Source organism: Nitrospira sp., from assembly GCA_029194675.1.
Taxonomy (GTDB): domain Bacteria; phylum Nitrospirota; class Nitrospiria; order Nitrospirales; family Nitrospiraceae; genus Nitrospira_D.
Genome location: JARFXP010000002.1, coordinates 1143543 through 1167326, shown reverse-complemented (window position 1 = coordinate 1167326; position 23784 = coordinate 1143543). Strand labels below are relative to the sequence as shown.

Here is a 23784-nt window from a genome sequence, read left to right as displayed (position 1 = left end):
GCGGGAGCCCTGGTAAAGTCCCTTGCCGAGAAACCATTGCTCCCTACTAACCTCCTGGGAGATACTAGCGTGCGATTGAAGGAAGTCGCATGTCTCTGGGATGGTCGGTAAATGCGGAGGATACATGAAAGAGAAGAGGAGAAAGGGAGAAGAAACGGACACAGGCAAGGCGGTTGAGATAGGCAGAGGGAGCGATCCGTTTCAACGTCTGCTTGGGCTGATGTTCAAGGCGCATCCGTGGCACGGCGTGTCTATCGGGGAGGAAGCCCCGGACGTGGTGACGGCCTACATCGAAATCGTCCCGACCGACACGGTCAAGTATGAAGTGGACAAGAACAGCGGCTTTCTCAAGGTAGACCGGCCGCAGCGGTTTTCTAATTTCTGCCCGGTCTATTATGGGCTTATTCCGCAGACGTACTCTGGAAGCCAGGTGGCCGGCATCTTCGCGAAGCGAGCCCGCCGCAAGGACATGGTCGGGGACGGCGATCCGCTCGACATCTGTGTGTTATCGGAAAAGAGCATTCCGCACAGCGACATCCTCCTGACGGCGCTGCCGATCGGCGGGTTGAGCCTGGCTGATGGCGGCGAAGCCGACGACAAGATCATCGCCGTGATGCGGGACGATGCGGTGTACGGAAACTTCACGGACATCTCGCAATGTCCGAAGCCGCTCATGGATCGCTTGCAACATTATTTTCTCACCTATAAGAGCGCGCCGGGCACGACGCATCACAAGGTGGAAATCACGAGCGTGTATGGACGGGAGGAAGCGCTGAAAGTCATTCGCGCTAGCCACGCCGACTATCGCGCGAAGTATCCGGAGCTGAGTTCCCTGTGGCCGAAGACTCTGTAGGGCGTGCGATGGTGTCCGCTCAGGTAGGTGTGACTGCAAACTCTAGATGGCAGGTTTCTGCCACTCCCGATTCTTGCGGGCTTGCAAGAATTGGATGAGTGTGGGTCGCGGCGTGGTCCATCGCAGTGTTTTCCCCTCACCTTCCAGGAATCGGCAGCTTGAAGTGACAGTCAACCTTCAACATCCAACCAATGTGTGAATCCCAGTGCCGGTAAACGAGTCGCATAAAATTTTCGCACCTCCTCCAGGCGGCATAGTCGCACATCCGTGTGATCGTAATGGTGCAGAAGGTGAGCAAGCCGTCGAAGCGGAAGAACCCGTGAACGTATCGATCAGGCGCTCATCGCCTCCACGATGCTCACGGCTGAATTCGTGGCCACAACCCTCGTCAGTCGAAGACCGGCCTTATCGAGGAGTTGGCGATATTCCGGGATTGTCCGTTCTTGTCCGCCGGGGCCGACGAGCATCATCATGTCGAGCATCTTTCCCGGGTGCGGCGTGTTGTCTTCCGGTAGAACCATCTCGATGATCAGCACCAGACCGGCCGGTGCGAGGGCTCGCTGGCAATGGCCAAGAATCGTCAGACACTGAGCTTCGGTCCAATCGTGAATGATGTGTGAAAGCAGATACGTATCATGGCCGGTGGGTACGCGATCGAAGAAACTGCCGGACTCAATCGTCACCCGACCGGCCACGCCGCGGGACTGAAGAAGCGCCGGAGCGTCGCGGGTAACGTGGGGAAGATCGTACAGGATACCACGCGGTTTGGGGTGCTGGCTCAGAATAGTGGCCAACAGATTGCCCGTCGCTCCGCCGACGTCCACGATCGTACGCATGCCGGAGAAGTCGTACGCGTCCGCCACGGCGGATGGTTCCGCTCCGTGGAAACTCACCATTGTCTCGCTGAAGAGGGAGGCTTCTGCGGGATGCTGGGCCAGCCAGTCGAAGATGGGCATGCCCGTGACCTGTTCCAGCCCAGGTTTTCCGGTCTGGACTGATTCAAGCAGATGTCCCCATCCCTGCGTCATGATCGGGCTCGCCAATGTCAGGATCGCCGCGCGTGCTGAACCAGGGGCGCCGCTTTTTAATGCCGCACCGAGAGTGGTCAGCGTGAAGCGGTCTGCGCTGTCCTTGGTTACGAGTCCTAGGTGTCCAAGCGTCCGCAGAAAACGACCAAGGGAAGGGGGATGGGTGTTCGTCACAGCGGCCAAGTCATCTGCATGGGTCGGTCCCTTGGCCAGATGGTCTGCCAGGCTCAACTTTGCGGTGACGTAGAGGATGTGCGACACCCAGTGTGCAGTGCCCATTTGAACGAGTTGTGCATGAGGGAGAAGAGAGGTGATATCGGGTTCGGGCATCGTGTGGCCTCCGGTATCAAGGCGCATCGTGTTATGCGGAAGAGTGTACCGTAACTAAGAAGGTGTATCTACCAGAGAAGTGAGAAAGACTGAAGGATGATCGAGAGATAACACCCCGAAGCTGAGCTGGATGACGCTTGACAATTGATGAACCAACATCAAATATCTCATGCCAGTGCCCAATTCGACAGTGGATACGAAGCTGATCAGTTGCTCAATTGTTCTGTACAAAGGGGATGAACATGGACCCAAGTTTTTGGCATCAGCGGTGGGAGAAAAATGAAATTGGCTTCCACGAAGACCAAGCCAATCCACTCCTCGTCAAACATTTTCATGAGCTATCGGTAGCCCAAGGCTGTCGGATCTTTGTCCCCTTGTGTGGAAAGACACTGGATATTTCTTGGCTGCTGTCCCATGGCTATCGTGTGGTGGGAGCTGAATTGAGTCAACTCGCGATTGAGCAATTATTTATGGAACTTGGCGTGCAACCGAACAGAGCGACAGCCGGCAACGTCGAGCAGTGGAGCGCGAACAATCTCGACATCTTTGTCGGCGATATCTTTGCGGTGTCTGGAAAGATGCTCGGCCCAGTTGATGCCGTCTATGACCGGGCCGCATTGGTGGCGTTTCCAGCAGAAATGCGCAAGCGATACACAGCACACCTCACGGAAGTTACTAAGAAGTCGCACCAATTACTTATTTGCTACGACTACGATCAGAGCCTGATGGAAGGTCCTCCGTTTTCTGTGAGCGATGAGGAGGTCCACCGGCACTACGCCACGACGTATGATCTCACACTCATTGCCACCACGCAGGTTGCCGGTGGGTTGAAGGGGAAAGGACCTGCCAAAGAGAATGTCTGGCTGTTGAAAGGGTAGGGGAGAGGCTGAACATCGAGATCACCCACGCTGTGCTTTCCTGTAGCAAGGTCATCAACTACAAGAAGTCCTAACGGATCGGCAGACTGTGTTTACGAGCCCTTCGGGCGCCCGCGGGGTCGTAACGTGGATTCCATTCCGAATCGTTTCGCCATCCGTTTCACCCAGGCTTCTTCGCCAAAGGGGCGGCCGCGTTGCACACTCACTCGAAGGGCCTCCAGTTCCTCGCCGGTTTCAGGACGATTCACCCGCGCCACCCAATTCCGTGGGCGGTCTATCGGCCAGTCGCTCAGCCATGCGGTCAGCTTCGGGTCCCCCTGCGTTCGGCGCCACAAGCTGGACCATTGCCAATTTTCGGCTTGTTTGACCATTCTCGCCCGCAACGCATTGCGCTCCACATAACGGGCAACTGCGAGGAAATGCTCATCGGCCTGTATCGGAAACGATTTGAACCGGCCCTGGTAGACCGGGCCAGTGCCCGCTGTCTGATGGCGAGCGTGCCATCGTTGGGTATGCGTCACGGTGATCCAGCGGACCACCTCGGAGAGTTCTCCATCGCGTTTCGGCCAGAGGAGCAGATGCCAATGATTCGGCATCAGACAATAGGCGGCGATGCGGATTCCGGAGGCGGCATGCGCTTCCGCCAAAATCTTCTCGAAGGCGACATAGTCGATTCGTGTCTCAAACAGCGACAGACGTCCGACACGACGATTCAGGACATGGTAGGCGAAATCTCCGGCTGCGAGGCGCGGACGGCGTGGCATGGGAGGGTTTGTACTAAAAGCGGCATAAGCTTGTCAAGAAAAGATTCCCGACCCTTTTTATTTCATTCCGTTCGAGCGATCTGTCAATTTGCTCGCGGGCGGTCCCCACTGGTGGCTCGAATCTCCTCGCCGCCGTTGGTCCGGAATCGACTGGTCATGATCGACAATACCGTCGAGGCGGTATATACTCCTGACCGACTTCCGCCAGTCGAATCGGCCGTCGCAAGTAAGACCTAGACGAAGCAAGCCATCCGCTGTTCGGCACCACAACCGAGGGAGGACACTGAGATGACTCTCCGACCCGGTTCGATCCAGCCCGATGTGCGACCGTCGGTGCGCGCACAATCCGCGGCGGGGAGACTCCTGATGACCGTGGCGCTCGCGGTGGCCGGACTCGCCATCTGCTCACCGGCAACCGCCGACTCACGGGGCGCAGCTCCACCCGCCGTCCCGGAGCTCGACTGGAAGGAATGCCCGAAAGGCAGCGCAGGCAGGGCCGTCGGAGGTTTTCTCTGCGCCACGGTGAAGGTTCCGTTCGACTACCACGACCCCGCGGGCAAGTCTATCAAGCTGACGGTCATCATGCACCCGGCGGACGACCAGTCGACGCGCATCGGGACGCTGTTCTTCAACCCCGGCGGTCCGGGCGGCATGGGCACGGTCTTCCTTCCCGCATGGTTCACTTTCTTCCCGGCCACGCTGCGGCAACGTTTCGACATCGTCAGCTGGGATCCGCGCGGCACCGGCGAAAGCTCGGGCGTGCAGTGCTTCGCGAGCGGGGATGAGGAAGACGCGTTCCTCGGCGAGTTCGCCAATTCCATCCCGATCGGACTGCAGCAGCAGCTGACGTACATCAACAAGTGGACCGAGGCCGGGGAGCGCTGCGCGAAGCGGAACGGCGCGCTGCTCTCGCACATGTCGACTGCCGACGTGGCGCGCGACCTCGACCTGCTGCGCCAGGCGGTCGGCGAGAGCGCGCTCCACTACTGGGGCATTTCCTACGGCACGATGCTGGGCGCCACCTACGCGAACCTGTTTCCGCACGCGGTCGGCAGGCTTGTGCTGGACGGCAACGCGGCCCCGGAGATCTGGCTGGCCGGCGGGGACAAGACCCCGGCGCTCCCCACGATGCTCCGCCTGGGCCAGGACGTCGGGCTCCAGAAGTCGCTCGATGCCTTCCTCACGCTGTGCGGGCAGGCGCCCAAGGAGAACTGCGCGTTCACCGCGGGCAGCGCCAGGGCGACCGAGAAGAAATGGGGCGCGCTCCTCGAACGGTTGCGCGAGGGTCCGATCACGTTTCCGTCGGGCACCATCATTACCTACGGCAGGGTGCTCACCATAATGAGCGAGGGTCTCTTCATCGTTCAACCGTTCGCGAACGAGAAGTTTTCGGACCTGGACGTTCCTGGGTGGGGAGGGCTTGCGGTCATTCTCGAGGCGGTTGCGCAGGCGGGAGGCGTCAATTCAGCGCAGGCGGACGCGCCCGCCTTAAAACAGCCACCCAAGCGCATGAAAGAGCGGTACGCGGGGCCGGAGCAGGAGATGGCGGTGGAGTGCGCCGAGACCCCGAGCCCCCGCGATCCCGCAGACTACATCAACCTCGAGCCGTTCGTCCTCCAGCGCTCGGGACCGATCGGCCTCCCCATCCTGTGGCAGGACGAGCCCTGTGCCACCTGGCCCGCCCGCGCGCTTCGAGTCTACGAGGGGCCGTGGAACACGCCAAGGGCGAACCCGATCCTGCTCATCGGCAACACCGGCGACCCGGCGACCCCGTATGCGAGCTCCGTGAAGATGCTCGAGCAGCTGGGTTACGCCCGGTTGCTCACGGTCAGGGGAAACGGCCATACCGCTCTGGTCAACCCGAGCACATGCGCCTATAACTACGCGGTCGATTTCCTCCTGGGCGGCGCACTGCCGCCCGAGGGAACGGTGTGCGAGCAGGATGCAGCGCCGTTCTCCCTGCCGTCGCCTCCGTAGTCAGGTCGGCCAGCCGGACCGCGCCCCGCTCTTCGCGGTGCCTCCGTGCCCCCGGCCCATGTTCGGGGCAACCGAGCGACCCAGATTGAAATAGGGGTCTATCGTGAGTGGATAGAAAAGGGGTCGCCCATCTCGAAGGCTCCGGTCAAGGGAAACACCACTCTTTTCGCACGCCGCGGTGCTGAAGACGCGGCCTGCGTCGAGTACGTATGGCGCTCCTCACCAGATGTGGGTCCTGAGGCGAAAAATAAAAGGGTCGGGGTGTGTCGGCGCGAAGCCGGAGGAGAGTCGCGAATGGAAGAGTCTGACAACAAATGGGGTCAGATCTTGTCTTGTGCCTCTCGATGAGCTAGGCTCAACCCCATGACTCGGCTCCTGCGCATAGAATTTCCTCGCGCCCTCTACCACGTCACCACAAGTTGAAGCGGTTCATAGTTGGGTGTCAAATCGATATGCGGCAACCCAATCTTATTGATGCGAGGGCTTCAGTTTGTGGAGCCTATTCCTCGTCATGGGATCTTCTATCATGTGGACGTTTCCGCTGGGTTGAGGTCGTACCCGAGCTCCGGCGTCACGATGCGCACTTTGGAGCCTTCGAGCAACGCGGCACTGGGGTTGTTCACGATGCGGTCGTTCGGGCCAATCCCCTCTGAGACTTGGATGATGTTGTCGAAGAGTTTCTCCACGGTGATTGTTTGCAAGCGCACATGGTCATCCTCATTCACCACAGCCACTTGTGTGGCATGCTCCTTATAGATCAACACGGAGGACGGCAGGATGAAGGCTTGTTGATCGATCGGCGTCGTCATGTGGACCTGGGCATAGGTGCCGGGCCAGAGCGCACGGTCCTCGTTCTCGATCGTGAAAATAGTGGTCGCCGTGCGCGTGCCTATATCGAACCCCTTGGCGACGGTCAGAAACTGGAAGTTGAAATGCCGGTGAGGCAACGGCGCAACGGTCACGTCGGCCGTCAAGCCTGAACGAAGAAACGGCCCGAACGTCTGGGGCACATTGACAAAGAGACGCAACTTATCGACGACGGCCACTGTAAACAGGTTACTTTTCGCATTGGGGGTGCTGAGGTTGCCCTCTTTACTGACCAAGTCGCCGACATTGATGTTGCGTTGGATGACGACACCGTCAAACGGCGCGATGATCTTTTTAAACCCGATGAACGCCTCGATGTTCTTGACCTTTTGCTCCGCTGCCCTGACCACCGCGGCCTGAGATTTCAAGTTTTGTTCCTGCACCGTGATCGACTGCTCGGACACCGCATGATTCGGGCGCAGCGCGATCCAGCGATTCGCGGTCACCTCGGCGAGCCGATACTTGGCGCGCTCGGATTGCAAATCCGCCTGAGCCTGTAGATATTCGGCATCGAGGTCCGGGGTGTTGATTTCGGCGAGGAGATCGCCCTTTTTCACTTCGTCTCCGTAGCGCTTGTACCACATCTTCACATAGCCCGTGACGCGCGCGTAGATCGGCGCTTCGTACCAGCCGACGATGTTGCCGGGAAGCACAATGGCCTCGGACTTCGGAGTCGGCTTGGGAGAAACGACCGCGACGGTGGGGACGGCCTCTGCGAGCGTCCTGTCGCGCAGCAAGGCGGCTTCGCTTTGGGCCTCATGTATCCGATAGCCGAGATAGAGTCCGCACAGAATAATGGCTGCAATGGCGATACGTGATCGAACAAGTGTCGCGATCATATGATCTCCTTCGGTAGCTTAGCCGTACGCCGGCTGTAAATGATGGCATACACGCAGGGTACGAAAAGCAGGGTGAAGAGCGTGGCCATGAGTAAGCCGCCGATGACGGCGCGACCCAGCGGCGCGTTCTGCGAATAGCCCGTCGCCATGGGGACCATCCCGAAAATCATGGCCGCTGCGGTCATGAGCACGGGACGGAAGCGGGTCGTTCCGGCTTCAATCGCGGCCCGTAATGCGTCGCCGTGCTCTTGAAGCATCTCGCGCGCATAGGACACCACGAGGATCGAATTGGCGGTCGCCGTGCCCATGCACATGATGGCACCGGTCAGCGCGGGCTCCGACAGACGCGTATGGGTGAGGAACAGGGCCCAGGCGATGCCCGCCAGCGCGCCGGGCAAGGCGGTGATGATGATGAAGGGATCGAGCCAGGATTGGAAATTGACGACGATCAACAGATAGATCAGCATGATCGCGACGAGCAGCCCGAAAATCAGCTCGGCATATGCGTCGTACATCAATGAGGCCTGGCCGTGGATTTCGACCTCCGCACTGCGGGGCTTCTCGTCCTCCATGCTCTTGGCGACTTTCTGAACATCCGCCAGCACCCCGCCGAGGTCGCGATCTTCAACGGAGACATAGATGTCGAACAGGGGCATGATGTTGCCATGTGTGATCACGCCCGGCGTTCCCTCCGGTATCAGGTCGGACAAATTGCCGAGCAACTGGACTTCACCCTTAAGGTCGTTTGAGGAATCGACCGGAACGGTCTTGAGACTATTGACACTATTGATGAACGGCTGCGGCGTATAGACATTGATCAGGTACGACATGCCGGTACTGGGGTCGAGCCAATAGATCTGATCGATTTGTTGGCTGCCGGCGGTCGTCATGAGGAGATTTTCGGCCATGTCCCTCAGGGTTCTGTCGACGTTGAGTCCGAACGTGCGGTTGCCTTCGACCATCATGGTCGGCGTGCGCATCGTCTGGTGAACCACCACGTCCTTCGCGCCGGGGATTCGGCGAAACTCGTCGGCCAATTTCAGGGTGTATTCGTAGCTGGGGTACGTGTCCGGGCCGTTGACCTGCACGTCGATCGGCGCGGGCGCGCCGAAATTGAGAATCTTGGCGGTGAGATCGGACGGCTGAAACGTGAATTCGGTCCCCGGATACCGCTCTTTCAAGCCCTTGCGGAGCGTCTTCCGGATGTCCCACACCGGCGATTTTTCATCATGTAGGAGAATCGTCATGTCACAATCCTGAGAGCCGATCGTCGGCGTCGGAATGAACGCGAGATTGTGCGGCCCGACCGGCAGGCCGCAGTTACTGACGATGTTTTCGACCTGATTGGGCAGTAACTCCTCGATGCTGTTGGCGACGAGCGTGGTAATGCGTCCTGACACCTCGATACGTGTCCCGAGCGGCGCTCGCATGTGCATCTGAATAACCCCCGACCGGATCTCCGGGAAATAGTCGCGACCGAGGAAGAAAAACAGGCCCATCGAGCCGACCGCGACGGCGAGCGAAACGGTGACGAAGGCACGGCGGCGAGCGATCATCCGTTTGAGCAGCGTCTCATAGCTCTCGCGGAACCGGTTAAAACGGCGTTCGAACCCCTGCTGAAAACGGACGAAGGGGTTCCGCGATGGTTCTGCGGCTGGCTGTCCATGGGGTTGGTGCCCATGGGGCTCATGTGGTTGGCCATGATGACTCTTCATCATGTATTTCGCCATGGTCGGCACTAGCGTGCGCGAGAAGATAAAGGAGGCGATCATTGCGATCATGACGGCCTCCGCCATGGGCTTGAACAGATAACCGGCGACACCGCTGAGATCGAAGAGCGGGAACCAGGCGATCGCGATGCAGAGGGTGGCGACGAGCGTCGGCACGACGATCTGATTGGCGGCGTCGATGATGGCCTGTTCCAAAGGCTTGCCCATCTCGAGATGGCGATCGATGTTTTCGATCATCACGGTCGCATCATCGACCAGAATGCCGACAGCGAGCGCCAACCCGCCCAAGGTCATGACGTTGATCGTCTCCTCGAGCCAATGCAGACCTATGATCGCAGTTAAGATGGATAGCGGGATCGAAACCCAGACGATAACGGTTGCCCGCCAGGAGCCGAGCAGCAGCAGCACGATGAGGCCGACCAGCGCGCCGGCAGTCAACATTTCATGGAGCACGTCGGAGATCGAATCTTTCACGAAGGTCGAGGCGTCGTCCAAGAGCCGGATCCTCACGCCCTCTGGAGAGACTCGTTCGGCCCGCGGGATCATCTTTTTGATCCCCTCGACCACGTCGAGAGTCGAGGCCTCCGTACTCTTCATCGCGACGAGGATGACGGTTTGCTTGCCTTTCACGAGCACCATGTTCTGCTGAACTCGGCCCATGAGGCGCACCGATGCCACGTCGCGAAGGTAGACGTATGCGTTGCCTTCCCGCTTGATCGGAATGTTCGCAAAATCATCGATCTTCAACGGTGACGCGTTCGTCAGGACGACCCAGTCGGTCTGCTTGATCTTGATATCGCCGGACGGCAGCACGAGATATTGCTTCATGAGGACATCGTGAATATCGGACGGCGTGAGGTGACGAGCGAGCATTTTCTGCGGATCGAGGTTGACCATGACCTGCATGTCCTGCCCCCCGTATGGGTGCGGGAGGACGATCCCAGGGACGGTGACCATCAGGGGGCGAATTCGCATGTAGGTGAGATTGTAGAGCTCCGCGGGCGTCATATCGTCGGAGCTGATTTCGAGCATGGCCACCGGGATGGAAGACGGCGCGAGACGCATGACCATGGGCGGAGAAATATCGGGTGGCAGAGCCTTGACGACATTTTGCGCGATGCCCACGATATCCGCTTCGGCTCTGCCCACATCGACTCCGTCCTGGAGAAAGATGTTGGTGATGCTGCTGCCGTAATAGGAATGGCTATGGATATACTTGATGCCTTCGACGGTCGAGGTCAAAAAGCGTTCGAACATGTACGTGATGCGCCCTTCCACCTGCGGCGGGATCATGCCGGAATAGATCCAGACCACGGAGGTGACGGGAATCGTGATATTCGGGAAGACGTCGGTCGGCATATGGCGAATCGTCTTGGTCCCTAAGAACATGATGAGAATGGACATGACGACGAAGGTGTAAGGCCTGCGAAGGGCAATGAGGACAAGCTGGTTCATACGTCTGCCTCCTGTACTTCTCTATCTTTCCTCTGTTATCTCTATCTTCTATCTCTCGGAAGAATTGCTGGTCATTCGTTACGACGGCCCTAGTAAAGAATCTGACACAGGGTGACAAACCTTTTTAACGAATCCGTAATGCTTCATCATGTACAGCGTTATAACGCACAGATCCGAAGGGGAGGAACTCGGAAATTCCGAAGGTGAGATTGGAAATATTACGAGACTGGTTAAAGGGAAGCTGAGACTAGGAAACTCCCTAGGATGTCGGCACGATACCGTGGGTCAGCGCGTATTTGATCAAATCCGCGGTGGTCTGGAGATTGAGCTGCATCAGAATCTGGCTCTTATGAAATTCAACCGTCCGTGAAGAGATGTTCAAAATATTCGCAATTTCCTTTGCCGTCCGTCCCTCGGTCAGCAGTTGCAGAACTTCCCGCTGACGAGTGGTGAGGCGCTGCGTCTCACCCGGCGTGTCCGATGCTGTTGAGAGAAAGACATCGAGCATGTCTTTGGTAATCAACGGGGTAATATAGGAATGTCCCGCAACCGCCGCTCGAATAGCCTGGTCCAATTCATCCACCGCCGAACGCTTGAGCACATAGGCCGATGCTCCCGCCTCAAAGGCGGACCGGATATATTCCCTGTCTGCGTGCATGGTGACAATGATGATTTTCGTACTTGGGCAGATCTTCTTCAGTTGAGCCGCCGCGTCAATACCATTCAGCAACGGCATAGACACATCGAGAATCACAATATCGGGCTGAAGCTTCTCTGCGGCATCCAAGAGTGCGCGCCCGTCTTCGACGGCGCCGACCAACTCATACTGTCCTTCGAGAATTCGACGAAATCCCTCCAAGACTAGGAGATGATCGTCGGCCAACAGCACGCGCGGCTTAGACATGCCGTCCTCCTTGAGTCAGCGGGATGGCAACTCGGATATGGGTGCCGTGTCCTCGTGTCGACTCCACCACCAACGTGCCCTGCGCCAAGCGTACTCGCTCCTTCATGCTCAGCAATCCCAGGTGCCCGCCGGGTTTGCTCGACTGTTCGAGATCGAACCCTACCCCATTGTCGCGAATGGACAGGTCGATCGTCTCCTCGTCGCACATCACCTCCACTTCGACCTGTGAAGCCTGGGCATGCCGAGCAACGTTGCTGAGACTTTCCTGCACGATCCGATAGATGCAGATGGTGACTTCGTCCGGCAGTGCCGCAACGGGATCATTGTGCACATAGGCGCTCTGGATACCTGTGTGGGTTGAAAAGTCATCCACAAGGCCGCGCACGGCCTTTGTCAGCCCCAAATCATCCAAAATGGATGGATGAAAGCGATAGGCCATTTGGCGCACATCGTCGGAAACGAGGGTTAGACACTCGGACACCCGGCGAATCTCATCCCGTAGATGGTCATGATCGGTAAACCTACCTTTCTCTAGCTGTCGCAGATCCATCGTCAGCATCGCAAGCCGTTGATTGATGTGGTCGTGCAAGTCGCGGGAGATCCGACGACGATCTTCTTCCTGCGCCGTGAGAAGCTGTCCGGCCAGCGCTCGTAACTCCTCCCGATTCTGCTGAAGTTGCCGTTCCCTGGCTTGCAGTGCGGCTTCGCTGGCGCGCAGCGATTGTTCCGTCTCTTTGCGGTCGGCAATCTCGGTGATCAAGGATTGATTGAGAGTGGCCAATTGTTGTGTCCGCGCTTGCACTCGTGCCTCGAGTTCGTCGTGCGCTTGCCGAAGTTCGTTCTCGGCTCTGCGGCGATGCAAAAAAAACAGCAACGGTAGCCAAAGCGCCGTGAGGCTGAACAGACGATTGACGACGCCCATCCAATGGGGTACGCCGACAATGGTTAAGCCGAGATCGGTACCGGCCAAGTCGAGTATGGAACAGACTGCCGCTGCAATGAGTGGGCCTTTCCGGTACGGCAGGAGAAACGAGAGGATAACCAGTCCGCCATAGAGCACTCCGGTACTGATGCCGCTTGGTAGGTACAGATCGAGGCAAAACAGACCAACACCGATGCCGATGATGACGGAGAGCAAGGCTCTGTTGGTGTCATAGCCCATGACGTGAGCCTCACGTCATGGAACGAAACTCTAGAATCTATTTAACAATTCTTAACACTTCATAACACTGTGAACATCCCTGGTGGCTCGTGGAACGGTTCTGGACTTGGCTCGACTCCTCCAACGGAAGCGGCGCTTGCTCATCCGTTGGGAGTATTCTGCCACGAACTTCCTGGGGTTTGTGCGGATCGCCTGCATCACCATGCTGCTGAAACAGTAGATTTCAGTCTTGCAAATTAGTGCACTCGCGAAGCGAAAGCCACTGGGGAAACCAACAGATCCTTGCTCGATAAGTTACGAGGTTTCCGAGACGCCCACCTACCATCCCTAATCCAGCTAATCCTGCTGAAGTGCTCTGCTCTGTGAGGGCAGGGGAGGGTCAGTTTGCCCGGAGCGAGTCGGATTGTTGGTTCCCGCCATCGCTTATCGGGCCTTTCGGGACATCGAGCATGAAGGTCCGATTGGATCTACTCGACAGGGGCATCTTACGGGATTGCCTATTTGAAGAAAACGAGTAGAGTTCCTCCCCAGGATCATCCTAACTTTGGCCGACGCCGCCTATGGCCACATGCAGAGGAGGCGTTGATAACTGTCATGCACAAATAAGGAGGCGAAGATGACAACTCTAATCTATTCGCTGATGACGGTTGGAATGATGCTGGCGCTCGGGGGTGTCGTGGCCGTCTTCGACTTCCACCAGCCTTCCGACATGTTTTCGTCGGCCTGGTGGATGATCGTCGGTGGATGGTGTCTTGCATTGACAGGTATGGGGATAGACATCATGCACTTGTTCAGGATCGTCAAACGCGAACCAGCGTACTTGTTCCCACCAAGGACGAATACGGCAAAAAGAGTCGAGAGAGAAGTCACTCGAATTTGATGATCTGAGAGAGGGAACGTCACTCTGCTGGCTATACTGGGGCAAGATAGGGGGAGCAATGGTTTGATTCGTTGGTTATCGCGAAGGCCTACCTGGTCAGGTGGGCCTTCTTAGTTTGTTCGTGCTCCGCTCCTGCATCACCAATTCCCAGACTTCTTCGTGTAAGTCATACCGCAGCACGTATCGCTGAGTGTCGCTAGCGTGGATGCGAAAGCAGCCATGCGCCTCGCGGTACCAGCGACCGAGAATCTCCTCCACGGATAAGCGGACCCATCGAGTGTGAACGGACGGGGCGTTTCTTCACCGTATAACTGATAACCCGCGTATAGCCTGCGTAGGCCTCGACCGTGACATGTGGAGAAGTCAGGGAGGCATGCCCTTGTGAAAGTCGCCGAGCTGAGTTTATCATGACGCCCGCAAGGAGTTCGAACCTCTTACACATGGAGCACTGGGCATGAAAAAGGATCAGAATAAGCCGCCGGCAACGACTCGAATTGAGCGAGATACCATGGGGGAACTGGCTGTTCCAGCCGAGGCCTACTATGGTGTACAGACTGCCCGCGCCATTGAGAATTTTCCGATCAGCTCGCTGCGGATGCCGCGGGCAATTATTCGGGCTATGGGAATGATCAAGCGGGCTGCGGCCACCGTCAACCACTCCCTCGGTTTGCTGGGTAGGCAACCCTCGGAGGCCGTCAAGCAGGCAGCGACTGAAGTGGTCGATGGCAAATGGGATGCCGAGTTTCCTGTCGATATTTTTCAGACTGGGTCCGGTACGTCGACCAACATGAACACCAATGAGGTCATCTCCAATCGCGCCACTGAGCTACTCGGCGGCGCACGCGGCAGCAAATTGGTCCATCCGAACGACCATGTGAATCTTGGGCAGTCGAGCAACGACGTGATTCCGACTGCCATTCACATCGCCGCCTCAGAAATGATGCAGCAGCAGCTGTTGCCGGCCCTGGCTCGATTGCACAAGGCATTGAAGGGCAAGGCCAAGGAGTTCGATAAGATCGTGAAGATCGGGCGCACACACTTGCAAGACGCCACGCCGGTTCGTCTCGGCCAGGAATTCGGAGGTTACGCCAGACAAATCGAACTTGGCATCCAGCGGGTCATGCGAGCGCAGGAGGCTTTGAGCGAAGTTGCATTGGGCGGGACGGCCGTCGGCACAGGCTTGAACTGTCATCCGAAATTTTCCGCCAAGGTCATGGCGATCATTTCCAAGGAAACCGGCTGCTTCTTCAAAGAAGCCAAGAATCATTTTGAGGCGCAGTCGGCGCAGGATTCGTTAGTTGAAGCCAGTGGACACCTACGGACCCTGGCAGTCAGTCTCATGAAGATCGCCAACGATATTCGCTGGCTTGGGTCCGGGCCACGCTGTGGACTCGGCGAAATCAATTTGCCCGAGACGCAACCTGGTTCGTCGATCATGCCGGGCAAAGTCAATCCGGTGATCGCCGAATCCGTCACGATGGTCTGCGCGCAGGTCATCGGCAACGACGTGACGGTAACTGTAGGCGGCCAGGCGGCAAATTTCGAACTCATCGTGATGATGCCGGTCATGGCGTACAACCTGGTGCAATCCATCGAACTTCTCGCAACAGCCTCCAACAATTTCTCGGTCAAGTGTATTGAAGGGATCCAGGCAAACGAAGACCGTTGTAAGAGTCTCATCGAAGAAAGCCTGGCGATGTGTACTGCCCTGGCTCCAGAGATTGGTTACGAGGCAGCGGCAAAATTGGCGAAGGAGGCGTATAAATCTGGAAAGACGGTGAGGCAGGTCGCCAAAGACCAAAAAGTATTACCCGACAGACGCCTCGCCGAACTCCTCGATCCGTGGCGCATGACTGAACCAGGCGGACCAGTGGGAAGTGCGGGAGGATAGTTGAAGGGAGAGCTGAACGGTACGCAGGTATTGTCTTACGGCAGCGGGTCTGTATACTAATGCATAATGAGTTCGGCTGGCCACAGTCACTCGCTCTTCATCGGCCTTCTGGTCTTGCTGGTTTCAGGCGTGCTCTCTGGCTGTGCCACGACTGGACGTCCGCCGGTACAAGATGAGAGGAGCGTGACTCCCACCCTGGGCACGCGCGGAGCGCATTGCTGCACCATGGCCAAGGCAGTTCCGCGACAGACGGCGCTGGCGAAGACGGCGGTGCGGTTTGTCGGACAGTCTCGGATTCAGGTTGGGGGCCGGAACTATGCTCCGGATTGTTCAGGTTTCGTTCGAGGCGTATACGCCTCGGAGCGTGTCGACTTGTATGGTGGGCTGGGGGAGCTTGATGGAGGCAACGGGGTCGGGCGCATTTTTACCCATGTGGTGGAACATGGCCGGATTCACTACGGCCCTACCGTCCATCCAGGTGACCTGGTCTTTTTCCACAACACCTGGGATTTCAACCGCGACGGATTGCCGAACGACCCGCTCACACACGTCGGCGTCGTCGAGAAAGTGGACCTTGATGGGACCGTCGTGTTCGTCAGTTCGGTTTCAGAGGGGATTAAACGGTACAGGATGAACCTCAGTCATCCCGACAGACACAAGGCTGCTGATGGACGAGTCTTGAACGACTTCTTGCGACGCAAGCATGTGGGAGACGCTCAAGGAACCTATTATCTTACCGGGCGACTGTTCGCCGCTTTTGGAACGCTTGCTCACTAACTTGACCTTGTCTACGAATTCCCTGTCATGTCCCTCTTGAGCTTGGACCGTCTCTTTCCCAGGATGCCTTGCTTACCCTCTAACTCTCAGAGAGCACGGAATTCTGACGCGCTCGGAAACATAGGCGATTGATACCGATGACACCTGAAACGACTCAGACTTCAACGGACGCGGCGCAGCTCAAGATTGTACCCCTCATCGCTAAGGAGCTCAGTGTTGGGGTCCATCAAGTTTCGGCAGCGATAACGCTGCTCGACGAAGGAGCCACAGTTCCTTTCATCGCGCGCTATCGGAAAGAGGTAACAGGAAACTTAGATGACACGCAACTACGTTCACTGGAAGATCGGCTGCGCTATTTGCGTGAATTGGAGGAGCGGCGTGCTGCCGTCCTGACTTCGATTGAGGAGCAAGGCAAGCTCACAGATGCGTTGCGTGCCGGCATTGAGGCCGCGACCACCAAACAAGCCGTCGAAGATCTGTACCTGCCCTTCAAACCGAAGCGGCGCACGCGTGCACAAATCGCACGCGAAGCAGGACTGGAGCTCTTGGCCGATGGTCTGTTGGCCGATCCTATGCTGCATCCCGAGCAAGAAGCGCTCACGTACATTCGCGTCGTGCCGGCCGCCGAAGGGGTGGAGGCGATCAATGTGCCCGATGCCAAAACTGCGTTGGAAGGAGCGCGGGATATTCTCATGGAGCGGTTCGCGGAAACAGCCGAGTTGCTGGCCGCGTTGCGGGCCCGGTTGTGGGATGAAGGGGTCCTGACCTCGACGGTGATGAAAGACAAGGAAACGGCTGAAGAGGAAAAGTTTCGAGACTATTATGCCTATTCTGAACCGATCAAGACTATTCCATCGCATCGGGCGCTCGCGCTGTTCCGAGGTCGCACCCTTGGGGTGTTGAAGCTTGAGTTAGGGCTGGGAGAGGCGCTTGAGGCGGTTGTCCCCCATCCCTGCGTCGCAATGATCGCGGCTCATGCCGGTATCGAGGATCGCGGCCGACCTGCGGACAAATGGCTGGTCGGCGTATGCGAATGGACTTGGCGTGTAAGGCTTCACCTGACGCTCAGTACCGAACTGTTCGTGCAGTTGCGCGAAGCGGCCGAGGCCGAGGCGATCAAGATTTTTGCGCGGAATCTCCATGAACTGTTGTTGGCAGCACCGGCCGGCCCAAAGGCCATCCTCGGCCTGGACCCCGGTATTCGCACCGGTTGCAAAGTGGCGGTGGTCGATGCGACCGGAAAATTATTGGAAACAGAGACCATCTATCCGCATCAGCCTCGCAACGATTGGCAGAGAGCCGTAGAGACGTTGGTTCGTCTGGTCATTCGCCACGGCGTGGAATTGCTGGCAATCGGAAACGGCACGGCGAGCCGGGAGACAGACAAGTTGGCAGGCGAGGTGATTAAACTGGTTGCAGCCCAAAGCCCCGAACCGAAGGTTGCGAAAATCGTGATAAGTGAAGCAGGCGCGTCAGTCTATTCGGCCTCTGCCTTTGCTGCGGCGGAGTTCCCCGCATTGGATGTCAGCCTGCGAGGCGCGGTGTCTATTGCTCGGCGCGTTCAGGATCCGCTGGCCGAGCTGGTTAAGATTGAGCCGAAGGCGATCGGAGTTGGACAATATCAGCATGATGTCGATCAGCGGGCCTTGGCGCGGTCGCTCGATGCCACGGTCGAAGATTGCGTGAATGCCGTCGGCGTGAACGTCAATACGGCGTCGATGCCGTTATTGGAACGGGTCTCGGGCCTCAACAAGGCACTGGCCAGGAATATTGTAGACTATCGGAATGCGAACGGACCGTTCCCAAACCGTGCTGCGATCCGCAAGGTGCCGCGTCTTGGCGAAAAAACTTTCGAGCAGGCGGCTGGTTTCCTGCGCATCCCTGACGGCGACAATCCCTTAGATCGGTCCGCCGTGCACCCAGAGGCCTATCCCGTGATCGAACGTATTCTGACGCGGTTGGAAACGGGGATTGCCGAGGTGATGCGCCGGCCGGCGGTCTTGAAAGAGTTGTCGCCGGCTGACTTTATCGATGAGACATTTGGCTTGCCGACAGTCCGTGACATTTTCACCGAGCTGGAAAAACCAGGCCGAGATCCTCGTCCAGAATTCAAGACAGCGACTTTCCGTGAGGGAGTCGAGTCTGTGAGTGACTTACAGCCCGGCATGGTGTTGGAGGGAGTCGTCACGAATGTGGCGGCGTTCGGAGCCTTCGTCGATGTCGGCGTGCATCAGGACGGGCTCGTGCACGTGTCCGCGCTGGCCAATAAATTTGTCAAAGATCCACACGAGGTGGTCAAACCGGGACAGGTCGTCAAGGTGAAGGTGATCGATGTCGATCTGAAGCGCCAGCGTATTGCCCTGACCATGCGTCTGGAGGATACGGCAAGCCGCCCATCTGGTTCGACACAATCTGGAAGCGAAGCTACACGTGACTCGCGCGGTCGTGGACCATCAGCATCCGGTCAGGTAACTGCACGAACTCCTCAACCGGTCGGTGCTATGGCACTGGCGTTGGCTAGGGCCAGGCAAAAGTTATAGCGGGCGCCTATCGGCAAGACATCACACTGGGTGATAGCCAGCTTCCACCGAACTCATAAACCAAACGATAGGTATCAAGAAGAGGAAAGTTCAGGTCTGCCATCATTATTATTGAGTTCGACTAATCTTTTGATTTCCTCCCAAAAACTCTTGATCTCTTCCTTAATCTGGAGTTGAAAGAGATGGCCAATAGCGTCCATTGTGAGCAATAAGATCTTGGCCGCTTCCACTATCTCGATAGAAATATCTTCGCCGATGCCAGCTCCCCATCCGATCTGGCCAATTTCACCATCTGCTCGGATGATCAGGTACTTTTCTAGTCGTCGTGGATGAGTGTGCACGTCTTGGGAAAAGAGTCGATAGACGATGTCATACATAACGTCGAGCTTTACGTCCTTCGCCCACCGTTCGAGATTCTTGTTCTCCGTTCCATCGAAGCTCTTCTTGACTTGCTCTAAAAGTCCTGGAGTTATGTCTTTCTGGATATCTTCGCTTCCATAAAGTCGATTCGATTTGATTGCCATCAGCAATTTTAGGCGCTCACGTTGGCCAGCTAGAACGTAGGCTTTGAAGAACTCTTCCGAGCCAACGACTTTAGCGAGAATGATTAAGGCTTCAGTTGCGACACGGAGCAAAGACCTACTTTGAGAACCAAGTCCGGACTCTAGAAGTAGTAGGGCACCCTGGACATCCTCGAAGATTTTCAACATCAAGCATGTTGCGATGAGTTGTTGCGGGTCCCGATTGTATACACCCATCCGTGCTCGTGTTTCCTGACAGAATATGTTGACGCGTGTCGTCAGGTCAAAGTGTTTAGCATGGTGTTTGCGAATAGCCACACGGACTGCATCTAGTTCGTGAGATAGGAATCCTTCGTCATGAAGACTCATCGTTGAGCCCTTTGCCGAATGAATGAGATCACACCGGCCACTTCTCTTCGTTCCACGCCATGTCCCAGAACATCCATTCGTACCGTGAGCTGATGATGAAGGAGTCTTCCATCCGCCGCTTTTCTTCTTTGCCGGCGGTCTTGGCCCACAGATCGACTTTCTTTCGCATCCAGAGTTGGACTTCGGCAAATTCCGGCGAGGCATAGAGCATCAGCCAATCGCGGTAGGGATGATTCTTGGCAGGCGGACCTTTCCGTAACAGGTGTTGTCCGACGACACAGTAGACCCAGGCGCAAGGGAGGGCGACGACCGTGATCTCTGCCGCGGTGCCTGAAGCCGCGACAGCCAGCATGTGTCTGGTATAGGCATAGGTCGTCGGTGCCATCGACACGGATGTCATCTGTTTGGCCGTCAGCCCCCATTTCTTTCCGTAGCTCTCATGCAGGCTCCGCTCGACGACAATCGTTTCCTCGGCCAACTTGTTGAACCGCCAAGCCGATTCCGAATCAGGGGCCTTCAGTGCGGCGGCAGACAACACACGCGCCAGATCGCCAAGAAACCGTGCGTCCTGCAGAATGTAATATTTGAATTTATGTTCAGGCAGTGTTCCGTTACCGAGAGCCACGACAAAGGGATGGTGTAGTTGGGCATCCCAGATCGACGTGGCGAGCTTGCGTAGGTGGCTTGAATAGGACATACAGGCCTTTCTAGAGATCCTCGCCTCTGGTGTGTGGTCAGGATATAAGCAGTTTTTAGTTTCGAGTTTTTACTGTTGAGTTTCAACTCAAAATTCAATGCTCGGAACTCAAAGTAATTAGGGTGCCGTAGCCGCGTCGCGTCCGATTGACCGTGAATAAGCCGCAGACCTCGCACGGCGTGTCTCGTAAAACATTGGCCGCGCCTCCAACTACCTGGTTCGGTCCCGTAACCAGAAGGCCTTCCGCGTACCTCGTGGTTACGAAACGCCCCCTACGACGTGACCCCACAACGGTTGCCCCTTTCTACTCTGTTCCTTTGTTACACAATGCTCCTTTTGTCATAGCTGCGTCCTTTTCTGAGCTCCTTCGTCTATAGGGATGAGTGCGGAATGACCCGTAGCTCGATAACGAGGAGGTTTCCCATGCGTCCCCATATTTCGCTCGATGTCCGTGATGTGTCCAGATCGGTGGCGTTCTATGAAAAAGTGTTTGGGGTGTCGTCGCAGAAACAGGTAGCGGACTATGCCAAGTTTGACTTGAGGACTCCGGCGTTGAACTTCTCGCTGGTGTCCTCCACTGGGGAGGTGAGTACCGTGGATCATTTGGGAATCGAGGTCGAGACAGTCGAGGAAATCATGGAATGGAAGACCCGTTTGCAACATGAAGGCATACTTGAAAGAGTGGAAGATAACGTCGCCTGTTGCTTTGCACGACAGGATAAGCTCTGGTTTACCGATCCCGATGGCAATGCTTGGGAGATCTTTGCGGTCCATGAGCAATTGGAGGCCACAGGACGACTGAGTCAAACAGGGTGCTGCGTGCCAAAGAAGGTAGGTGCTTCAGAGCCGGCTACTTGCGGAGCCTAAGCCGGAGCAGTACCGTACGGATGCGGAGGGTGGAGAGGCCATCATGATAAAGACGACGGAAGAACTCTGGCAACTTGTTCGTGATGGCCTCCGTGCATTCATCGCCAAACGTATAAACGATGAGGGGCATGTCGACGACATTTTGCAGGACGTGTTTGTGCGGGTCCATCGACAGATCGGCAACGTGAACGACCCTCGCCGGGTCATCTCATGGGTCTATCAGGTCACGCGGAATGCGATCATCGATCATTACCGGAAGCCAGGAAGACAACGAGAGGTGCCGGCTGGATTGAGTTCTGAACTTGAAGTATTGAACGAAATTCCTACGATCTCAGAAATGACTCGTCAAGGCGATGCAGGTGAGCTTCGGGCCGAACTCGCCGGTTGTCTTCGCCCGATGATTGAACGATTGTCCCAGGATTATCGAGACGCGATCACCCTCGTGGAGCTTGAGGGGCTGACGCAGCAGGTTGCGGCCAAACGCATGGGTATTTCCCTGTCCGGGATGAAATCCCGCGTACAACGTGGACGAAAACAGCTTAAACGGATGCTCGACGACTGCTGCTTGATTCAACTGGATAGCCGGAAAGGCGTCGTCGAGTATCGTTTGCGCAGAGCCGAGTGTGATTCCTGCGCATCTGACGAGAAAACGCCTGAAACCGATCTCTGAATGTATATGAGTTGGGTACCCTCTGTGGAGAGGGTACCCAACAGCAAAGATGAGGCAGGATCTAGAGCGGAGGAACGACACCGGCGAAATTTAGCAAATCAGTGATTTCGAAATCGCCGGATTTGGCGGATGGCAAGGTCGGCTTCCAGTTCCGGTTCACCGACAGATAGGAGTCTTTATCAGCTTGCAATAAGCCGATGAAGACTTCGCCGACGATGCGGCTTCCGACAGGTCCCAATCGCAAACCATGCTCGAAAACCTCCGCCTCTTTCAGAATGTAGTACCAGAGCGGGGTACTCCGCTCCATGCCGAAGGGGGCAAGGTCCGCAAGTTGTACCGGAGTCAAAACCTGAGCTCCCATCACCTGCGCAATCGCTTGTCCCGACGGAATGCCGAAGTTCACGTGGCGCATGAGATTACGCGAGGCCAGTGACTGGACTCCGTCATTCGGTAAACCGGGAGCGGGACCGCGTGATCCCGGCAGAAGCATCAGTGGGGTTGAGAGCTTGCTGTCGATCCGCTTGTTGGGCTTAAAGTTCTCGTCGAACCTAAAGAACGTCTGCCAGTCGATGTACCGACGCGGGGCTCGCTTGCCGCCACGCATGTCGTTGGGATCGGGATCATTGGGATCGGGATCATTGGGATCGGCAGAATCATCGAAGATGAAGGCGAAGAACTCGCTGCCAGGAGCTGCTCCGAAATTGAGCCGATAGCTGGGACGAGCTTGCGAATGGCCGAAGCGATAGGCGGCCACGGCGAACTCCACTGGGATCAACGGCTCTCGCCTCGGGCTACGGAACAGTGAGTCTTGAGTTCGGTCATGGACCCTGTAGAACCGCGGCCCGTTCCGCAAAATCTCATCCGTCCGATTTTGTCCGATGGTCAGCGGCAAGAACTCGTTGACGATGATCCATTGGTAGTGCCATTGAACCTGACGACGCGCCTCTCTGAAAATGTCCTTGGCCGAACGATTGGCCTGTGCCGGATCGGCGCGCAATCGATCGACGACGGCATTGTGAAACTTCAGCATGGCCAGGTGAAATTGACTGATGACAAGATTTTCATCGTTCCGGCTGTCTGCGATGATCGCGTTGTTGTTCGGATCGCGTGGAAGGTCGTATCGCATCGCACCTTTTCGCGACACTTGTTCCGAACCAGGAATGGCTTCGACGCGGAATTTGATGTCGCCTGAACTGCTGTCGTACAGATCCGGTGACCCCTCCGGGCCGTCGCCATACACACTGTCGAGATCAAACTCGGCGCTCCGGAAATTGGTGGTCCGTCGGGGAGGGGTGGGTTCCAGCAGCGGCGCTTTCAACGCGAGGGTCAGGTCGTGATCCAGAAACTGCCCGAAAAACGTCACTCCAGCCGTCATATTTGGATTATCGGGGTTGTTTGGGCCAGGATTCACAATCGACTCTTTCGGATCCGTGAGGAGATCCAGGGCATCGATGACTCCACCTTTGACGCCCAGCTGTTTCGCCTGCTCTCGCGCTTCCTCGGTCGCGGGGGCATAGGGCGGCAAGCCTGGAAACATGCGGCTGAACACATCATCTGGAAAGCGAGGACGGGTCGGTTTGATCACGTGCAAGTTGTTTCGTTCCGACAGGTCTTCGGCGGCTCCCGCCGGTTCAGCCGCGCCGGATAACAGTCCGGCGAGACCAAGTGCCACAACACATGTCGCTCTACTACGCATGAGGATTCCTCCTACGTTTAATAGTGAACACAAGAACATCCATCCTTTCCTCGCTGCGATGGCCATCGCTGTGGAGATGTTGCATGCCA

At 56.8% G+C, this 23784-nt stretch carries 18 protein-coding genes; 9 read left to right on the top strand and 9 right to left on the bottom strand.

All coding sequences use genetic code 11. The features are described 5' to 3' along the window. The first annotated feature begins 124 nt into the window (after positions 1-124). Positions 125-853: an inorganic pyrophosphatase gene (locus P0120_14470; GenBank protein MDF0675524.1), complete on the top strand. Its 729-nt coding sequence runs from the start codon at positions 125-127 to the stop codon at positions 851-853. Between the two features lie 332 nt (positions 854-1185). On the opposite strand, the gene P0120_14465 is transcribed toward P0120_14470, so the two are convergent. Continuing rightward, positions 1186-2211 carry a methyltransferase gene (locus P0120_14465; protein ID MDF0675523.1) on the bottom strand — a complete coding sequence of 342 codons (1026 nt, stop codon included), beginning with the start codon at positions 2209-2211 and terminating at the stop codon, positions 1186-1188. Between the two features lie 242 nt (positions 2212-2453). On the opposite strand from P0120_14465, the gene tmpT reads away from it, so the two are divergent. Continuing rightward, on the top strand, positions 2454-3089 hold the full coding sequence (tmpT, locus tag P0120_14460; protein ID MDF0675522.1) for a thiopurine S-methyltransferase: 636 nt from the start codon (positions 2454-2456) through the stop codon (positions 3087-3089). 92 nt (positions 3090-3181) lie between these two features. Here tmpT and P0120_14455 read toward each other — a convergent pair whose 3' ends face one another. Further along, on the bottom strand, positions 3182-3853 hold the full coding sequence (locus P0120_14455) for a transposase (protein ID MDF0675521.1): 672 nt from the start codon (positions 3851-3853) through the stop codon (positions 3182-3184). Positions 3854-4219: 366 nt separating this feature from the next. On the opposite strand from P0120_14455, the gene P0120_14450 reads away from it, so the two are divergent. Continuing rightward, the gene (locus P0120_14450; protein ID MDF0675520.1) at positions 4220-5830 is read left to right on the top strand and encodes an alpha/beta hydrolase; all 1611 of its coding nucleotides are present in this window, start codon (positions 4220-4222) and stop codon (positions 5828-5830) included. Between the two features lie 524 nt (positions 5831-6354). Here P0120_14450 and P0120_14445 read toward each other — a convergent pair. From P0120_14445 to P0120_14430, 4 genes are all read right to left on the bottom strand, one after another. Continuing rightward, positions 6355-7536, bottom strand: a complete 1182-nt coding sequence (locus tag P0120_14445; GenBank protein ID MDF0675519.1) for an efflux RND transporter periplasmic adaptor subunit — start codon at positions 7534-7536, stop codon at positions 6355-6357. Next, the gene (locus P0120_14440; protein MDF0675518.1) at positions 7533-10721 is read right to left on the bottom strand and encodes an efflux RND transporter permease subunit; all 3189 of its coding nucleotides are present in this window, start codon (positions 10719-10721) and stop codon (positions 7533-7535) included. Before P0120_14440 ends, P0120_14445 begins: the two co-directional genes overlap by 4 nt. Before the next feature lie 259 nt (positions 10722-10980). Then, the gene (locus P0120_14435) at positions 10981-11625 is read right to left on the bottom strand and encodes a response regulator transcription factor (protein MDF0675517.1); all 645 of its coding nucleotides are present in this window, start codon (positions 11623-11625) and stop codon (positions 10981-10983) included. After that, positions 11618-12787, bottom strand: a complete 1170-nt coding sequence (locus tag P0120_14430) for a sensor histidine kinase (protein ID MDF0675516.1) — start codon at positions 12785-12787, stop codon at positions 11618-11620. Before P0120_14430 ends, P0120_14435 begins: the two co-directional genes overlap by 8 nt. Before the next feature lie 616 nt (positions 12788-13403). Between P0120_14430 and P0120_14425 the strand changes: the two genes are divergently transcribed. The 4 genes from P0120_14425 to P0120_14410 all read left to right on the top strand — a co-directional run bounded on the left by P0120_14425 (position 13404) and on the right by P0120_14410 (position 18875). After that, on the top strand, positions 13404-13667 hold the full coding sequence (locus tag P0120_14425; GenBank protein MDF0675515.1) for a hypothetical protein: 264 nt from the start codon (positions 13404-13406) through the stop codon (positions 13665-13667). 454 nt (positions 13668-14121) lie between these two features. Continuing rightward, positions 14122-15558, top strand: a complete 1437-nt coding sequence (locus tag P0120_14420) for a class II fumarate hydratase (GenBank protein ID MDF0675514.1) — start codon at positions 14122-14124, stop codon at positions 15556-15558. A 183-nt stretch (positions 15559-15741) separates the two neighbouring features. Beyond that, positions 15742-16335: a CHAP domain-containing protein gene (locus tag P0120_14415; GenBank protein ID MDF0675513.1), complete on the top strand. Its 594-nt coding sequence runs from the start codon at positions 15742-15744 to the stop codon at positions 16333-16335. A 137-nt stretch (positions 16336-16472) separates the two neighbouring features. Then, the gene (locus P0120_14410) at positions 16473-18875 is read left to right on the top strand and encodes a Tex family protein (GenBank protein MDF0675512.1); all 2403 of its coding nucleotides are present in this window, start codon (positions 16473-16475) and stop codon (positions 18873-18875) included. 74 nt (positions 18876-18949) lie between these two features. On the opposite strand, the gene P0120_14405 is transcribed toward P0120_14410, so the two are convergent. Then, a complete protein-coding gene (locus P0120_14405; GenBank protein ID MDF0675511.1) occupies positions 18950-19765 on the bottom strand; it encodes a DUF5677 domain-containing protein in 816 nt (271 codons plus the stop codon). Between the two features lie 28 nt (positions 19766-19793). After that, on the bottom strand, positions 19794-20462 hold the full coding sequence (gene tenA / locus P0120_14400; protein ID MDF0675510.1) for a thiaminase II: 669 nt from the start codon (positions 20460-20462) through the stop codon (positions 19794-19796). A 423-nt stretch (positions 20463-20885) separates the two neighbouring features. On the opposite strand from tenA, the gene P0120_14395 reads away from it, so the two are divergent. Both P0120_14395 and sigZ read left to right on the top strand, forming a co-directional pair. Further along, positions 20886-21329, top strand: a complete 444-nt coding sequence (locus P0120_14395) for an ArsI/CadI family heavy metal resistance metalloenzyme (GenBank protein MDF0675509.1) — start codon at positions 20886-20888, stop codon at positions 21327-21329. 43 nt (positions 21330-21372) lie between these two features. Continuing rightward, positions 21373-21999, top strand: a complete 627-nt coding sequence (gene sigZ / locus P0120_14390; GenBank protein ID MDF0675508.1) for an RNA polymerase sigma factor SigZ — start codon at positions 21373-21375, stop codon at positions 21997-21999. A 61-nt stretch (positions 22000-22060) separates the two neighbouring features. On the opposite strand, the gene P0120_14385 is transcribed toward sigZ, so the two are convergent. After that, entirely contained in the window at positions 22061-23695 is a 1635-nt protein-coding gene (locus tag P0120_14385) for a heme peroxidase family protein (protein ID MDF0675507.1), read from the bottom strand. Positions 23696-23784 lie beyond the last annotated feature (89 nt).

Excerpts from the sequence above, each read along its gene's own strand:
- P0120_14425 (MDF0675515.1), top strand. The coding sequence starts at position 13,404 with ATGACAACTCTAATCTATTCGCTGATGACGGTTGGAATGATGCTGGCG.
- tmpT (MDF0675522.1), top strand. The coding sequence starts at position 2,454 with ATGGACCCAAGTTTTTGGCATCAGCGGTGGGAGAAAAATGAAATTGGC.
- P0120_14440 (MDF0675518.1), bottom strand. The coding sequence starts at position 10,721 with ATGAACCAGCTTGTCCTCATTGCCCTTCGCAGGCCTTACACCTTCGTC.
- P0120_14450 (MDF0675520.1), top strand. The coding sequence starts at position 4,220 with ATGACCGTGGCGCTCGCGGTGGCCGGACTCGCCATCTGCTCACCGGCA.
- P0120_14435 (MDF0675517.1), bottom strand. The coding sequence starts at position 11,625 with ATGTCTAAGCCGCGCGTGCTGTTGGCCGACGATCATCTCCTAGTCTTG.
- P0120_14405 (MDF0675511.1), bottom strand. The coding sequence starts at position 19,765 with ATGAGTCTTCATGACGAAGGATTCCTATCTCACGAACTAGATGCAGTC.
- P0120_14410 (MDF0675512.1), top strand. The coding sequence starts at position 16,473 with ATGACACCTGAAACGACTCAGACTTCAACGGACGCGGCGCAGCTCAAG.
- P0120_14430 (MDF0675516.1), bottom strand. The coding sequence starts at position 12,787 with ATGGGCTATGACACCAACAGAGCCTTGCTCTCCGTCATCATCGGCATC.
- P0120_14385 (MDF0675507.1), bottom strand. The coding sequence starts at position 23,695 with ATGCGTAGTAGAGCGACATGTGTTGTGGCACTTGGTCTCGCCGGACTG.
- sigZ (MDF0675508.1), top strand. The coding sequence starts at position 21,373 with ATGATAAAGACGACGGAAGAACTCTGGCAACTTGTTCGTGATGGCCTC.
- P0120_14395 (MDF0675509.1), top strand. The coding sequence starts at position 20,886 with ATGCGTCCCCATATTTCGCTCGATGTCCGTGATGTGTCCAGATCGGTG.
- P0120_14420 (MDF0675514.1), top strand. The coding sequence starts at position 14,122 with ATGAAAAAGGATCAGAATAAGCCGCCGGCAACGACTCGAATTGAGCGA.
- P0120_14445 (MDF0675519.1), bottom strand. The coding sequence starts at position 7,536 with ATGATCGCGACACTTGTTCGATCACGTATCGCCATTGCAGCCATTATT.
- tenA (MDF0675510.1), bottom strand. The coding sequence starts at position 20,462 with ATGTCCTATTCAAGCCACCTACGCAAGCTCGCCACGTCGATCTGGGAT.
- P0120_14455 (MDF0675521.1), bottom strand. The coding sequence starts at position 3,853 with ATGCCACGCCGTCCGCGCCTCGCAGCCGGAGATTTCGCCTACCATGTC.
- P0120_14470 (MDF0675524.1), top strand. The coding sequence starts at position 125 with ATGAAAGAGAAGAGGAGAAAGGGAGAAGAAACGGACACAGGCAAGGCG.
- P0120_14465 (MDF0675523.1), bottom strand. The coding sequence starts at position 2,211 with ATGCCCGAACCCGATATCACCTCTCTTCTCCCTCATGCACAACTCGTT.